This is a genomic window from Bradyrhizobium sp. G127, assembly GCF_021502575.1.
In the GTDB taxonomy this organism is placed as follows: Bacteria; Pseudomonadota; Alphaproteobacteria; order Rhizobiales; family Xanthobacteraceae; genus Afipia.
In genome coordinates this window covers 1,599,039-1,612,305 of record NZ_JAKFGN010000001.1, presented here as the reverse complement: position 1 = coordinate 1,612,305, position 13,267 = coordinate 1,599,039, and the positions used below count along the sequence as shown (strand labels likewise).

The following is a 13,267-nucleotide window of genomic DNA, read 5'->3' as shown; positions in this document are numbered from 1 at the left end:
GGGCTGGTCCTTTCATCTACAGCACATGCAAGAGATCGATGACATTTCGGCGGATGCCGCGCCGCACGACGGTATCGCACTGCGCAATTGAGCAGGATCAATCACGCAGCCCGTCGTGCCTGTCACCTTCCCACCGAAGAACAATCAAAACCCGCCAGACGGAGGTTTCGATGCCCAGCAAATCGCAGTTTCTGTGGATGTATGAGACGATGGAGAAGGCGCGCTATTATGAAGATACCATCGCAGTCGCCTATATGGAGGGAAAGCAGCCAAAGTTCGACATCGGCGCAGGTCCGCTGCCGGGCGAAATGCATCTCGCGGCTGGCCAAGAACCGTGTGCGGCAGGCGTGTGTGTCCATCTGCGTGCCGACGATACCGTCACAGCGACTCATCGGCCGCATCATGCCGCCATTGCCAAGGGGGTCGATCTCAAGAAGATGACGGCCGAGATCTTCGGCAAGAAAACAGGCCTTGCGGGCGGGCGCGGCGGCCATATGCATCTGCTCGATCCCGCCGTGAATTTCGCGTGCAGCGGCATCATCGCCCAAGGTGCCGGGCCCGCCGTCGGCGCGGCGCTGGCCGCGAAGCTGCGCGGCACCGATGCAGTGGCTGTCTCCTATGTCGGCGACGGCGCCGCCAACCAAGGCGGCTTCCATGAGGCGCTCAATCTCGCCAGCCTTTGGAAGCTGCCAGTGATCTTCGTCATCGAAGACAACTCCTGGGGCATCTCGGTCCCAAAGGCGAAATCCACAGCGATCAAGGACAACAGTCTTCGCGCTGCGGGCTATGCGATGCCCGGCTTCCATATCGCGGACAACGATACGCTCAAGCTGTTTGACGTCGCCGGCGAAGCCGTGGCCCGCGCACGAACTGGCGGTGGGCCAACCCTGATCGAGGTCGAAACGTATCGCTATTACGGCCATTTTCAGGGCGACCCGGAAACCTATCGGCCCAAGGGCGAAGTCGCGGCCCTCAAGGCCAAGGATCCGATCGCCCGTTTTCGCAAGACCATGATTGAAACCAAAGTGGCGACTGCCGCGGAAGCGGATGCCGCACTCGCTCGCGCCAAGGCGGAAGTGGATGAAGCCTTCGCTTTCGCCCGCGCAGCCGCCTACCCGGCGCCCGAAGAAGCTCTCGCCCACGTTTTCGCCTGACCGGTTCACAGAATTTCGGGAGAATATCATGTCAAGCAATCGCATAATGACCGTCTCACGGGCGATGTCCGAGGCGATCGCCCAGGAAATGCGGGCCGATCCCAACGTCTTCGTCATGGGCGAGGACGTCGGCGCCTATGGCGGCATCTTCGGCGCGACCAGCGGCCTTCTCGGTGAATTCGGCGAAAGCCGCGTACGCGACACGCCGATCTCCGAAACTGCCTTTATCGGCGCAGGTGTCGGTGCCGCCATGGCGGGCATGCGGCCCATCGTCGAACTGATGTTCGTCGACTTCTTCGGCGTCTGTATGGATGCAATCTACAACCTCGCAGCGAAAAACGTCTATTTCTCGGGCGGCAACTGCAAGGTGCCGATGGTCATCATGACGGGGACAGGGGGCGGCTACAGCGACGCCGGCCAACATTCGCAGACGTTGCATGCGACCTTCGCCCACCTGCCAGGCCTCAAGGTGGTTGCGCCGTCGAATGCCTACGACGCCAAGGGATTAATGACGACCGCGATCCGCGACGACGGGCCGGTGATGTTCATGTTCCACAAGGGTCTGCAGGGCCTCGCCTGGATGGCATCTCCCGAGGGGGCCGCCACTGAGTTGCCCGAAGAAAGTTACGTCCTGCCATTCGGCCAAGCCAAGATCGTGCGGCCCGGCAAGGATGTCACCATCGTCGCCATCAGCATGATGGTGCATCACGCCATGGAAGCAGCAAAGGCGCTTGAGAAAGAAGGGGTCGACGCCGAGGTCATCGACCTGCGCACCCTCGTGCCGCTCGACCGCAAGACCGTGATCCAGTCCGTCAAGAAGACCGGCCGGCTTATTGTGGTCGATGAGGACTACAAGAGCTATGGTCTGACCTCCGAAATCATTGCGTCGGTGGTCGAGGAAAATCCGGCCTATCTGAAAAGCCCACCGCGCCGGCTGGCCGTGCCCGATGTTCCCATCCCCTATAGCCGTCCGATGGAACAATACATTCTGCCGGATGCCGTCGATATCGCCGCCGCCGTCCGCGCGACACTGGGCAAGAAGGCTGCCTGACATGGCCGACATCGCTATTCCGAAAGATCTTTGGGACGTCGGGAAGACGCCGGAGGGCATTGTCGCCAACTGGTTCTTCACGGAGGGCGGCTCTGTTGCCGAGGGCGCAACCGTGGCCGAGATCATGGTCGAGAAGTCGACCTTCGATATCACAGCACCCAGCGCAGGCCGCCTGCACATCTCCGTGCCGAAAGATGGCGTCGTCAAGCCGGGTGCCGTCATCGGACATATCGACAGTGCCTGAGACCGTCAGCGCAGCGCGGATCGCGAACGGGGCAACCACCGCAAACCGTGCTGCGACGCCCGGCATATCCTTCGCCGATGTCGTGACTGCGGAATTCGGGCTGCTGTACCAGCAACAACTGGCCAACCGGCTCGACGCCGCGAGCGAGCGTCATCTTCTTGTCTGGCGCGCGCCCCAGGCGCTCATCGTCGGCCGCCGCGACAGCCATCTGCCGGATTTTTCCCAAACGGTGGACCGTCTGCGCGATGAAGGATGGCCGGTCCTGATCCGCCGCAGCGGCGGCACCGCCTGCCCGGTTTCCAGAGGCACGCTGCAGATTGCGCTGGCCCGCATTGTCGTCCCCAAAGTCACTATTGAAACCGCCTACATGGAATTAGCCGGCTTCATCAGCACTGTTCTTAAATCATATGGGCTTGAGGCCGAAATCGGCGAGAATCCGAATGCATTCTGTCCCGGCCGCTATGATATTTCCGTCAACGGCCGAAAAATTGCAGGCCTCTCGCAGCACTGGCGCCGATGCAACGGCCACGCCACTGCGACAACAGCCGCTACCCTGGTCGTCGATCACGACCGCGAGCAACTCGCCCACATTGTCAACCTGTTTTACCAATCAGCAGGCGGACAGGCGCAATGCAGCGTTTGCGCGATCGGCGATGTGCGTTCCGCCCTTCAGCAGCCTTCTCTCTCCGGAAAGTCTCTGACGGACGATGTTCGCAAACGGATCGAGGCTATCTGGAGTGAAGCGCAATCATAAAGCCCCGCCTCTGCTCGTCGCGTTTCAGTGAAGCCGCAGTTCATTGTACCGATACAGGATCATCTGGGTCGCGGCCGCGGTCAGGATGCGGCCGACTTCCGGTTCCAGTCCGCTGCGATACCACAGCAGCATGTTGCCGTCGTGGATTGCCATGATCGTCAAAACAAACTTTTCAGTCGAAACCGATTTGTCGATCTCTCCATCGGCTTTCGCGCGGTCCAGAATGGCATCCAGCGCCTTCCTGACATTCTCGTAAATCTTGGAGACGCGCTTGCTGACCTTCCCCTTCTTGTTCGCCGACTCGATCGACGTCAGCATCAGGATCGCGAGATCGTCAGGATAGGTCGCCGCCCAACGCGACTGAGTGGAATTGAAACGCTCAAACCTGTCGATAGCCGACCCTTCGCAAAGAGCGACGGCTTCGGCCGTCTTGGTGATCGAGCGCTTCTCGATATCGGCAAGGATTTCAAGCAGCAACTGTTCCTTGCTTTTGAAATAATGATAGATCGCGCCCTTGGTAAATTTTGCCGCGTCGGCGATCTCTTCGAGGCTGGTATTCGCATAGCCGCTTGCGGCAAAAAGCCGGATCGCCGCATCCTTTATCAACGCGGTACTGGTCGCAGGGTCGTTTCTTTTTCGTAATTTCTTCTCGACCACCATTCGCTGACCTTCATCGACTCGTACTTCTTATCCGACCACTCTTTGCCATCTTATTCAAGAACTTGGGATATCTCCAGCCGCTGGTGAAAAGGCCCGACGGCCTGCGCGGCTGGCGCATGCCATCGGGCAACTTCCGCCGGTGCCGCTTCCTCAGTTGCCAGCGACGGTCTGGAATTTTCCGGACTTGATGGTGATGGTTTTCAGCGAATCCTTCCCGAATCCCTCGTGATTGACGTTGCTGTAGCAGAAGCGCCCGTCGAGATACGGGCTTTCGGATGTGCACACGGTCTCCAGCGCATCCCTGATCTTCTTTCCGGTCGCGGGCCCATCTACTTTCTTGATGGCTTCGAACAGAGCCGTCGCCGCGGCAGTCGTCAACAGTTCGCCGAATCCCGCGGGCGTTTTGCCATTCGCGCGCAGCAGGTTCTCCAGGTTCTTCAGCTTGACGGACGGATCATCCCAGTTCGCAATCGAGATCATGGTCACGTTTTCCGCTGCTCCGGCTGCAGCGTCGATGAAGGAGCGTTGTACCAGGGCACCTGCGCCGACGACCGGCGCGGCGAGACCAACCTGCTTGCTGGCGCGCATGAATGCCGCCCCCATCGCGGGCGACGACGTCCAGAGCAGAACAGCATCTGGCGATGCATTGCGTATTTTGGTCGCCGCGGCCGTCAAATCGACCGCATTGCTCGGAGCGCTCGCGATGGTCACAATCTCGACGTTCTTTTCCTTCGCCAGCTTGGTGGCATACACCGCCGAATTCTTTCCGTAAGCATCTTCCTGGTGCATGATCGCGAGGCGCTTGTAGCCCAGCTTGAAGATGCCGAATTCCATCGCACCCTCGACCAGCATCTCGTCGTTGGTGCAGGTACGGAATATCCATGGAAAGAATTCATTGTCCTTGGCAGTTACGGAGATCGCTCCGACAGGTGCGAGAATCGGAATCTGCGCGGCGGCAGCGATCGGCATGATTGCCAGCGCACTGGAACCAATGGTGGGGCCGATAATGACCTGCACTTGATCCTGCTGGATCAGTTTTGTCGCGCCCCGCGCCGCTTCGGTCGGGTTGGTCTGCTCATCGTGATAGATCAGTTCGACCTTGCGTGTGCCGGTCTGGGCGTTGTGCTGATCGACAAGCAATTTCAGCGCATCGCGCTCCGGGATGCCGAACGGCGCGGCCGGCCCGTTCAGGCTGAGAATGACGCCAACCTTGATCGGCTCTTCAGCCAGTGCCGGCGCATTCGTGACGATCGACAAAGCCAAGATCAGTGAAAGAGCGCGACAGATATTTATCGATAATCGTAGCATTTATTCCTCCTGGGTTTTACTTGTTGCCTTCGGACTTCATGTCCGTGTTCTGAGTGCTTCGGCGATGATCCATCACTCGCTGATGTACGCATCGAGCATGTCGGCGTGGTCACTCAAATCAGCCTTCTCGCCTTCCGCCGCGACCACACCGTGTGACATGACGAAATAGCGATCGGCAATTTGCGCAGCGAAAGGCAGATTCTGCTCAGCGACCAGCAGCGCGATGCCCCTGCTTTTCAAAATGTCGAAAGCGCGCTGAAGATGATCGAAAATGATCGGAGCCAGGCCTTGCGACGGCTCATCCAGAATGAGCACCGAAGGTTCGCGGCCAAGAGCCATCGCGATGGCCAGCATCTGTTGCTCGCCTCCGCTAAGGGCGCCCGCCTGCGCATGTTCGCGCTCGCGCAGGATCGGAAAAAGCCCCAAAAGCTCCTTGCGAATGAAGGAGCGACGCGACCGGGGAGAAAGTCGCAGGCCGATATCGAGATTCTCAGAAACACTCATCGGAGCAAATATGTTGCCCCGGCGCTCGGGCACAAAGGCCAGCCCTTTTGCTGCGCGTTGCTGGGCGGAAAGCCCAACGATGGAATTGCCCGCGAGGTCAAGCCCGCCTTCCGAGCGGACACCTCCTGCGATCGCGGTGAGCAAGCTGCTTTTGCCCGCTCCATTGGCCCCGAGGACGACCAGAATTTCTCCGGCGCTGAGCGCAACATCCACGCCGAACACGACCTCAATCCTGCCGTGGAAGGCGTGTAATCCCTTTGCCGCAAGGACCGATGGCGACGAGACCTGCCCTGTCATAACCGCGCCTCGTTGTGATTAGCGCGCGTGGTGCCAAGATAGGCATCGACGAAAGCTGCATCGTGCAAGAGCGCCTCGGGCTTTCCTTCGATCAGCAGTGTGCCGCGGTCGAGCACCACGGTATGATCGGACAATGCGCGGACCAGCCCGAAATTGTGTTCAACCAGCAGAACGCCAACGCCGGATTCCGCGATACGGCGGATCTCCGCGCTGAGCAAAGCCTGCTCGATTTTGGTGAGGCCAGCTGCCGGCTCATCCAGCAGCAAATACTTCGGATCGTTAGCGACAGCCCGTGCGACTTCGACCAGCCGCACCTGCCCCATGGGCAATTCGCCGAGCGCCATATGCTTCAGGGCAGAGAGCTTGAAATCTGCGAGAATTCTCTCACCGCGATCCCGAAATGCCTTTTCTTCCCGCGAGACGCCCGGAACGCGCATGAGCGTGCCCAGCAGCGTGCCTCGCGATTTCGGATAGAAGCCGCAAAGCACGGCCTCCTCGACACTGACGCGAGGATCGAAACGCGGCGTCTGGAACGTCCGGGCAAGCCCTGCCGCGATACGCCGATGCGTGGGGACATCAGCAAGGTCGCGCCCATCAAGGCGAACGGTTCCGCCCGCAAGGGCGACCATCCCTGTGATGCTATTGAACAGCGTGCTCTTGCCCGAGCCGTTCGGCCCGATCACGGTAACAATGCGGCCGGGCTCAATACGCACGGACACATCCGTCAGCGCGGCGACGCCGCCGAACCGCACGGCGATGTTAGAGGCTTCAACGGCCATCGGTCTTCCTCACCGAACGAAGCCAGCGGAACCCCAATAATCCCTGCGGCGCGAGAACGAGAGTCAGGACCAGTGCCGCGCCGAAAAACATTCCCTGCGTCTCGGCGGCCGGCAAATAGAGCGTAATCAGAAGAAGTACAGCAGCACCGACGATCGGCCCCAGAAAAGTCTGCGCGCCGCCAATGACAGCCATCAGGAGAGTCTGAATCGAAACATGCGTTGTCAGCGAGTCCGGTCCCATATAGGTCAGGTGATGCGCGTAGAGCCAACCCGCGACACCCGCCATTGCAGCGGAGATGGCAAAAACGCCCGCAAGAACATGCGACACGCTCACGCCATCCGCCGCCGCCCGCAATGGATCATGACGCGCCGTGCGGACTGCGCGTCCCATATTGGAATCCATGAGATTGAGATAAATCCACAATGCCGCCAGAACGCAGCCCCACGCCAAAAAGTGCATGCCCTGCGCGTTGGCCGCGATGGTGAGTCGGGGAATGCCGGACAGGCCGATATAGCCGCCCGTGAAATCGCCACCCTCACGCACCGCAATTTCAAGGATGCTGCTGATAAGCAATGTCGCGATGGACAGCGGTAGAGGCGACAGCCGCACGAGGGCGCGCGCAATCGGATAGGCAAGCGCCATCGGAGCAAGCACCGCGAACGCCAATCCAAGATAGGGAGAGAGTCCGAAGCGGGTCGTCAGGATGCCGCTGCCGAAGGCGCCTATCGAGGCGAACGCCGCCGTTGCCATCGAGAGAATGCCGGCCTGTCCATAGGCAAGGCCGACCGACAGCGCCATCAGTGCGAAGATCGCGATGAGAATGGAATTGTCCAGCCAGAACGGCCGTCCGTAAATCGCCGCCGACACTACCGCGAGGACACACGCCAGAATCATCAGCGGCCACAGTCTTCCGAATCTCCCGGCGTTCATGCGCGGCCTCCTGCCGGACGGCCGATATTGGCCTTGCCGCGCGCCAGAACGACGAGGATAAACACCAATGGCGTCACCGTGCCGAGGCCCGGTGGCAGGTAGCCAGTGGAAACAGCTTCCACAGTGCCGATGGCGACGCCGCCGAAAAATCCGCGCAGCGGACTATGCAATCCGAAAATCGCCGCTGCGCCAAAACCAGAGATCGTCAGGCTCAGTCCCGCGCTGTAGCTCGTGCCTGTCGTGTACAGAATCAAAACTCCAGCGATGCCTGCAAGAAGACCGCCGATCACATGCATCATCACGTAAATCCGGTGGACCGGAATCCCCGCAAACACGGCGGCGGTGGCGCTGGCCGCACAGGCGCGCATGTCGCGTCCGAAAGCCGTCCAGTTCAGCCAGATATACAGCGCCGCCAGAAGCACGAGGCCGATCGAAACGTTGATCGCTGCTTGCGGGCTGACGCGGAGCGGTCCGATCACCCAAAATGTGTCGAACGGCTGGCGCACCATGGGATTCTGGCCGAACACCGTCAGGACGAACGATTCAAGAAATATCGAGATACCGAAGGTAATCAGCACCACGGTCAGCGGATCCTTCATACCGCCGGATTCAACACGCAGCGACAGCACAGCGACAACCATGGACGCCGCTACGGCGCTCATGATTCCGAATGAAACTCCCATCGGACCTGCAAAAGCTGCGGCAACGGCCGCGGCCAGGACCGCATATGCGCCAACAGCGAGATCGACAGAATCCGTCGTGACGAACAGCAGGCTCACCGGAAACGCGAGCAGGCCGTAGATGGCTCCAAGCAAGGCACCGCGAATCATGAACTCGAGAAATTCGATCAGCATATCGCCTCCAGAACGGGCTCACGTTTCGCATGGTGCTGCCAGCGCTGCCACAAGGCCGCGCGCTTTTCAGCGACAGCTACCGCGCTGCGTTCACGGATGTGGCCGTAGCCGCGCAGCTTCTCGGGCAAGGATGCGATCTCGATGGCGAGTGAATGCCTCTTCTCGTCCAGATCCGCCAGCAGGGTTTCAATATCGGCCTCATATTGCGCGATCTCACACAAAGCCAGGCGTCGCTCACTGGACCGCGCAAAGGGATCGAACATCGTCCCGCGCAGGAAGCGCAGACGTGCGAGAACATGGAACACCGGAAGAATCCAACCGCCGACCTCGGTCTTGCGAGGCTCTGCATCTGCGCTATCGCGCCGTGCAAATGGACCGGCACCGAGATGAAAACGCAAGCTGTAGTCACCCTGAAAATTCTTCTCCAGTTCACGCCGGAAGGCGGGTGCTGAGTAAAGCCGCGCAACCTCGAACTCGTCTTTGTACGCCAGCAGCTTGTAGTAGTAGCGCGCCACTGCTTCGGCGAGTCCAGGCTTCAGGCGAAGTTCACGCTCCCGCTCCACAACGCGCGTCACAAAGCGTCGGTAGCGATCTGCGTATTCCGAATCCTGATAGTCTGTCAGCTCGCGGCAGCGGCTATCGACCAGATCGACGAGACTCTGGAAGCGCGGGGCCGTCACGACCTCGGCATCATCGGGATGCGCGGCAGCGATCGCGCGGGGGAGGTCGTGCGCAGCCATACGGCCCCACGCAAAGCTGGCGAGGTTAAAGTCAACGCCCGCGCCATTGAGGCGGATCGCACGTTCGATCGCATCGCGCGACAACGGCAGCCATCCCTTCTGCCACGCATAACCAAGCAGAATAAGATTCGCGCCGAGTGGATCGCCGACCAGGGATCGCGCCAGATCGGCGGCGGCGATGGCCTCTGCTTGGGATGCGGCCCCCGCGACGCGCTTGACCAGCGCGCGATGATCTACGCGCCAATCTGGATCATGGGCAAAATCACGCGTCGGACTGATTTCGGCGGACAGAATGGCACGGGTGCGTGCCGGACTCATCTTGTCGATTGCCTCGGCGCCAGCAGCAACGATCAGATCGCAGCCGATCACGACATCTGCCTCGCCTTTCGCAAGGCGATGCGCATGTAGACGCTCCCGGTCCGGCGCGAACCGGATATGCGACATCACAGCGCCGTACTTCTGCGCGAGTCCGGTCAGATCCAGCGTGCTGACGCTGATGCCGTCGAGATGCGCGGCCATGCCGATGATCGCGCCCAGCGTAATGACGCCGGTGCCACCGATGCCCGTGACGATCATTCCCAGCGGCTCGATAAGCGCCGGAATTTTCGGCTCCGGCAGCATAGCCGTATCCGGTTTCGACACGCCGGGCGTGCTGGTCTTGCGCAACGCGCTGCCAGTGACGGTCACGAAGCTCGGACAGAAGCCATTGGTGCAGGTGAAATCTTTGTTGCAGGACGCCTGATTGATGCGCCGCTTGCGACCGAACTCGGTTTCGAGTGGTTCGATCGACAAGCAATTGGACTTGTCGCCGCAATCACCGCAGCCTTCACACACCGCGGGATTGATGAAATTCCGCTTCTGGGGGTCCGGGAGTTTGCCGCGCTTGCGCTGACGCCGCCGCTCGGTGGCGCACATCTGGTCGTAGATCAGGACGGTGACGCCGGAATGCGCCCGCAGGTCCTTTTGAACAGCGTCAAGCCTTTCGCGATGATAGACATCGACACCGGCAGGCAGCGTTTGGCTGGAAAACTTCTCCGGATCGTCGCTGACAATAACGACCCTCGCGACACCTTCAGCGAGCAATTCTGTGGAAAGCTGCGCGGGCGTCAGTTCGCCTTCTATCGGCTGGCCGCCCGTCATCGACACGAAACCATTCAACAGCAATTTGTAGGTGATCGAGACCTTTGCCGCGACCGCCTGCCGGATGGCGAGGAAACCGGAATGGAAATACGTGCCGTCGCCGATATTGGCGAACATATGCGGCGTGTCGGTGAACGGCGACATCCCCACCCACATCGCCCCCTCTGCCCCCATATGGGCCAATGGACCGGTTTGCATCGGGTTTTGCAGCAACGCGATGGAATGACAGCCGATTCCGGCCAGCGCGAGGCTGTCGGTGGGCAGCCGTGTCGACGTGCTGTGCGGACAACCCGAGCAGAACGTCGGCGCCCGTTCGGCAACGGGCATCGGCGTCAGCGCAACAACCTGTCTCGACGTTGGCTGCTTGAAGCCGAGCACAGCGCCGATACGCTCCGCGATGCAATCCGGGTTCAATTCGCCAACCAGCGAGAACGCCTCGTCGCCACGCATCGCCGACCAGACATTTGCGGCGGAGAATTTTCCGATGACCTTCGGCCGCCTTCCTTCCGCAGCATCGAAGAGTATCGTCTTGATCTGGTCTTCTAGCAGCGGGCGCTTTTCCTCGATCACAAGGATCGTCTCAAGTCCCTGCGCGAATTGCAGAATGATTTCGGGATCGAGCGGCCAGACCATGCCGATCTTGAGAAGCCGGAAGCCGGACGTCGGACAACCCTCGGCGGCGAGCCGTTCCAGCGCCTGCCGGGTATCACCATAGGATTTCCCGGCCGTTACGATGCCGATTTTCGCCGCCGGTGCATCAAGGCGAATCTCGTTGAGGACATTCACCCGCGCGTAGTCGAGCGCCGCCGGCAGCCGCAGACCGTAAAGCGCCTCCTCCTGCGCCTTTGGCATGGCGATGCGCTTGATGTGAACGTCCGAGGGCTGCTGCGACGGCAGCGTGATCCGCGGGCTCTCCGGACCGACCACCACGGAACTGGAGCCTTCGACGACATCGGTGACGAGCTTCATCGCGACCCAGCAGCCGGCATAGCGGCTCATCGCGATGCCATGCAGGCCGTAGTCGAGGATCTCCTGCACGTTCGAAGGATAGAGAACCGGAATCCCGGCCGCGATCAGGGCATAGTCGGACTGATGCGCCTGTGTCGATGATTTCGCGCCATGGTCGTCACCCGCGAGCGCGAGAACGCCGCCCAGCGGCGCGGTTCCGGCCGCATTCGCGTGCTTGAGCGCGTCGCCGCTGCGATCGACACCCGGTCCTTTGCCGTACCAGATTCCGAATACCCCGGCGAAACGCGCCCCCGGAAAGTTCGCCGTATGCTGCGTACCCCAGACTGCAGTGGCGGCGAGATCCTCGTTAACCCCCGGCTGGAAGTGAATGTTTGCCGCGCGCAGAAGATCGCCCGTCTGCCATAGTTCCATATCATAACGACCAAGCGGCGAGCCGCGATAGCCCGAGATAAAGCCGGCCGTGTTCAGGCCGGCGCGCGAATCCCGAATGCGCTGCTGCAATGGCAGCCGCACCAGCGCCTGATTGCCCGACAGAAAGACTTCGCCTTCCTGCTGTGCATACCGGTCTGACAATGCAGGCTCCGGACCGGCGGGCACTGCTTTTACTGTGGCTTCCATATTCGTCTTTCGAAGGCGCTTTGGATGTCGTGAGAGGAAAACATTGACGGGAGCCGGCGCGTCCTCGCGCCAACGCCGTTCTGCTATTGCGAGTCGTTCGAAGCCTTTGCGATCTGCGCGTCGTCAAACCCAAGCTCTGCAAGGACCGACTTCGTCTGCGCACCCAGCTTCTGTGGTCCGCGCGTCGATGATTTGCGGGAGCGGGAGAATTTCACCGGATGATCGATCACCCGCATGTCGTCCTGCCCCTCCGCCTTCACGCTAACGATCATGCCGTTGGCGGCGACTTGCGGGAGGGCAAGAGCCTGTTCGAACGTGAGAATGGGAGCCGACAGGATGCCCTGCTTCTGCAAGCGCGCGACCACATCCTCGACCTGGAACTTCAGGAACTCAGGACGCAGCCGTTCGACGATCCGGTCACGCGCCGCAATCTGATCGAGCGCCGTCGGGATCGACATTTCCGCGCTCAGGTCCGGGACGCCCAGCGCCTGACAAATCAATTGCAGCGGGTTGTCGCGAAAAAACCCGAGAACCGTGATCCAGCCGTTTGAAGTCTCAACCGGGAAGTTCAACGCGCGATCAAACCAGCGCGTCTCGTAGTCATAGTTCAGGATCGAGGCCGCCTCGAGGCTCTGCATGGAAATGGCGGTGTCGAACAACGAGGTCATCACCTTCTGCCCCAATCCGGATTTTCCGCGCTCGATCAGAGCAAGCAGAATGCCCTGCACCAGAAGCATGCCGGACGCGTAGTCAGTGAGCGGGACATTCAGGAAATTCGGCACACCATCGCCGCGCACGCCTTTCATGGCGATGCCGGAGATCGACTGGATCAGAAAATCCTGACCCGCCATTTCGGCAAGCGGCCCGCTCTCTCCAAATCCGCTGGCCGCCGCATAGATGAGGCGCGGGTTGACCTTTGCCATCGCCTCGTAGCCGAAGCCGAGACGTTCCATCACGCCGGGGCGATAGTTATGCAGCAACACGTCCGACGTCTTGATGAGTTCGAGAAGCGCGGCGCGCCCCGCCTCGCCCTTCAGATCGAGACAGACGCATTCCTTGTTGCGGTTGACCGCGGCGAAATAGCCGCTCATCAAATTCCGCTCAGCTGCGTGGAAATCGCCCAGCCGCATCGGATCGCCGACGGGCGGGCGCTCGACCTTGATAACGCGCGCGCCGAAATCGGCGAGCGACTGCCCGGCGAGAGGCCCCTGATAGACCTCGCAGAGTTCGACGACCTTGATGCCTTCCAGAATGGACATGACCG

Annotated in this window: 12 protein-coding genes; 4 read left to right on the top strand and 8 right to left on the bottom strand. The window is 60.6% G+C overall.

Translation table 11 applies throughout. The annotated features are described in order from the left end of the window. Positions 1–170: 170 nt before the first annotated feature. From LVY71_RS07790 to LVY71_RS07775, 4 genes are read left to right on the top strand one after another with little or no spacing between them, the layout of a single operon-like run. Entirely contained in the window at positions 171–1,154 is a 984-nt protein-coding gene (locus LVY71_RS07790; RefSeq protein ID WP_235099228.1) for a thiamine pyrophosphate-dependent dehydrogenase E1 component subunit alpha, read from the top strand. Positions 1,155–1,182: 28 nt separating this feature from the next. After that, positions 1,183–2,205 (top strand): alpha-ketoacid dehydrogenase subunit beta, encoded by a 1,023-nt coding sequence (locus LVY71_RS07785; protein WP_235099227.1) that lies wholly within the window; start codon positions 1,183–1,185, stop codon positions 2,203–2,205. A 1-nt stretch (position 2,206) separates the two neighbouring features. Beyond that, positions 2,207–2,449, top strand: a complete 243-nt coding sequence (locus tag LVY71_RS07780) for a biotin/lipoyl-containing protein (protein ID WP_235099226.1) — start codon at positions 2,207–2,209, stop codon at positions 2,447–2,449. Then, complete coding sequence (locus LVY71_RS07775) at positions 2,442–3,203, top strand: lipoyl protein ligase domain-containing protein (protein ID WP_235099225.1); 762 nt, start codon at positions 2,442–2,444, stop codon at positions 3,201–3,203. Before LVY71_RS07780 ends, LVY71_RS07775 begins: the two co-directional genes overlap by 8 nt. Before the next feature lie 24 nt (positions 3,204–3,227). Here LVY71_RS07775 and LVY71_RS07770 read toward each other — a convergent pair whose 3' ends face one another. The 8 genes from LVY71_RS07770 to LVY71_RS07735 form a co-directional block, all read right to left on the bottom strand. After that, complete coding sequence (locus LVY71_RS07770) at positions 3,228–3,809, bottom strand: TetR/AcrR family transcriptional regulator (RefSeq protein ID WP_235099224.1); 582 nt, start codon at positions 3,807–3,809, stop codon at positions 3,228–3,230. A 204-nt stretch (positions 3,810–4,013) separates the two neighbouring features. Then, complete coding sequence (locus LVY71_RS07765; protein ID WP_235099223.1) at positions 4,014–5,120, bottom strand: ABC transporter substrate-binding protein; 1,107 nt, start codon at positions 5,118–5,120, stop codon at positions 4,014–4,016. A 123-nt stretch (positions 5,121–5,243) separates the two neighbouring features. Beyond that, positions 5,244–5,972, bottom strand: coding sequence for an ABC transporter ATP-binding protein (locus LVY71_RS07760; protein ID WP_235099222.1), 729 nt, complete (start codon positions 5,970–5,972; stop codon positions 5,244–5,246). Then, positions 5,969–6,751, bottom strand: coding sequence for an ABC transporter ATP-binding protein (locus LVY71_RS07755; RefSeq protein ID WP_235099221.1), 783 nt, complete (start codon positions 6,749–6,751; stop codon positions 5,969–5,971). Before LVY71_RS07755 ends, LVY71_RS07760 begins: the two co-directional genes overlap by 4 nt. After that, complete coding sequence (locus tag LVY71_RS07750) at positions 6,741–7,682, bottom strand: branched-chain amino acid ABC transporter permease (RefSeq protein ID WP_235099220.1); 942 nt, start codon at positions 7,680–7,682, stop codon at positions 6,741–6,743. The genes LVY71_RS07755 and LVY71_RS07750 overlap by 11 nt, the downstream gene beginning before the upstream one ends. After that, on the bottom strand, positions 7,679–8,536 hold the full coding sequence (locus LVY71_RS07745) for a branched-chain amino acid ABC transporter permease (protein WP_235099219.1): 858 nt from the start codon (positions 8,534–8,536) through the stop codon (positions 7,679–7,681). Before LVY71_RS07745 ends, LVY71_RS07750 begins: the two co-directional genes overlap by 4 nt. Then, the gene (locus LVY71_RS07740; RefSeq protein ID WP_235099218.1) at positions 8,530–12,003 is read right to left on the bottom strand and encodes an indolepyruvate ferredoxin oxidoreductase family protein; all 3,474 of its coding nucleotides are present in this window, start codon (positions 12,001–12,003) and stop codon (positions 8,530–8,532) included. Before LVY71_RS07740 ends, LVY71_RS07745 begins: the two co-directional genes overlap by 7 nt. A gap of 83 nt (positions 12,004–12,086) precedes the next feature. After that, a complete protein-coding gene (locus LVY71_RS07735) occupies positions 12,087–13,262 on the bottom strand; it encodes a CaiB/BaiF CoA transferase family protein (RefSeq protein ID WP_235099217.1) in 1,176 nt (391 codons plus the stop codon). Positions 13,263–13,267 lie beyond the last annotated feature (5 nt).

Excerpts from the sequence above, each read along its gene's own strand:
- LVY71_RS07740 (WP_235099218.1), bottom strand. The coding sequence starts at position 12,003 with ATGGAAGCCACAGTAAAAGCAGTGCCCGCCGGTCCGGAGCCTGCATTG.
- LVY71_RS07755 (WP_235099221.1), bottom strand. The coding sequence starts at position 6,751 with ATGGCCGTTGAAGCCTCTAACATCGCCGTGCGGTTCGGCGGCGTCGCC.
- LVY71_RS07750 (WP_235099220.1), bottom strand. The coding sequence starts at position 7,682 with ATGAACGCCGGGAGATTCGGAAGACTGTGGCCGCTGATGATTCTGGCG.
- LVY71_RS07790 (WP_235099228.1), top strand. The coding sequence starts at position 171 with ATGCCCAGCAAATCGCAGTTTCTGTGGATGTATGAGACGATGGAGAAG.
- LVY71_RS07735 (WP_235099217.1), bottom strand. The coding sequence starts at position 13,262 with ATGTCCATTCTGGAAGGCATCAAGGTCGTCGAACTCTGCGAGGTCTAT.
- LVY71_RS07785 (WP_235099227.1), top strand. The coding sequence starts at position 1,183 with ATGTCAAGCAATCGCATAATGACCGTCTCACGGGCGATGTCCGAGGCG.
- LVY71_RS07745 (WP_235099219.1), bottom strand. The coding sequence starts at position 8,536 with ATGCTGATCGAATTTCTCGAGTTCATGATTCGCGGTGCCTTGCTTGGA.
- LVY71_RS07780 (WP_235099226.1), top strand. The coding sequence starts at position 2,207 with ATGGCCGACATCGCTATTCCGAAAGATCTTTGGGACGTCGGGAAGACG.
- LVY71_RS07760 (WP_235099222.1), bottom strand. The coding sequence starts at position 5,972 with ATGACAGGGCAGGTCTCGTCGCCATCGGTCCTTGCGGCAAAGGGATTA.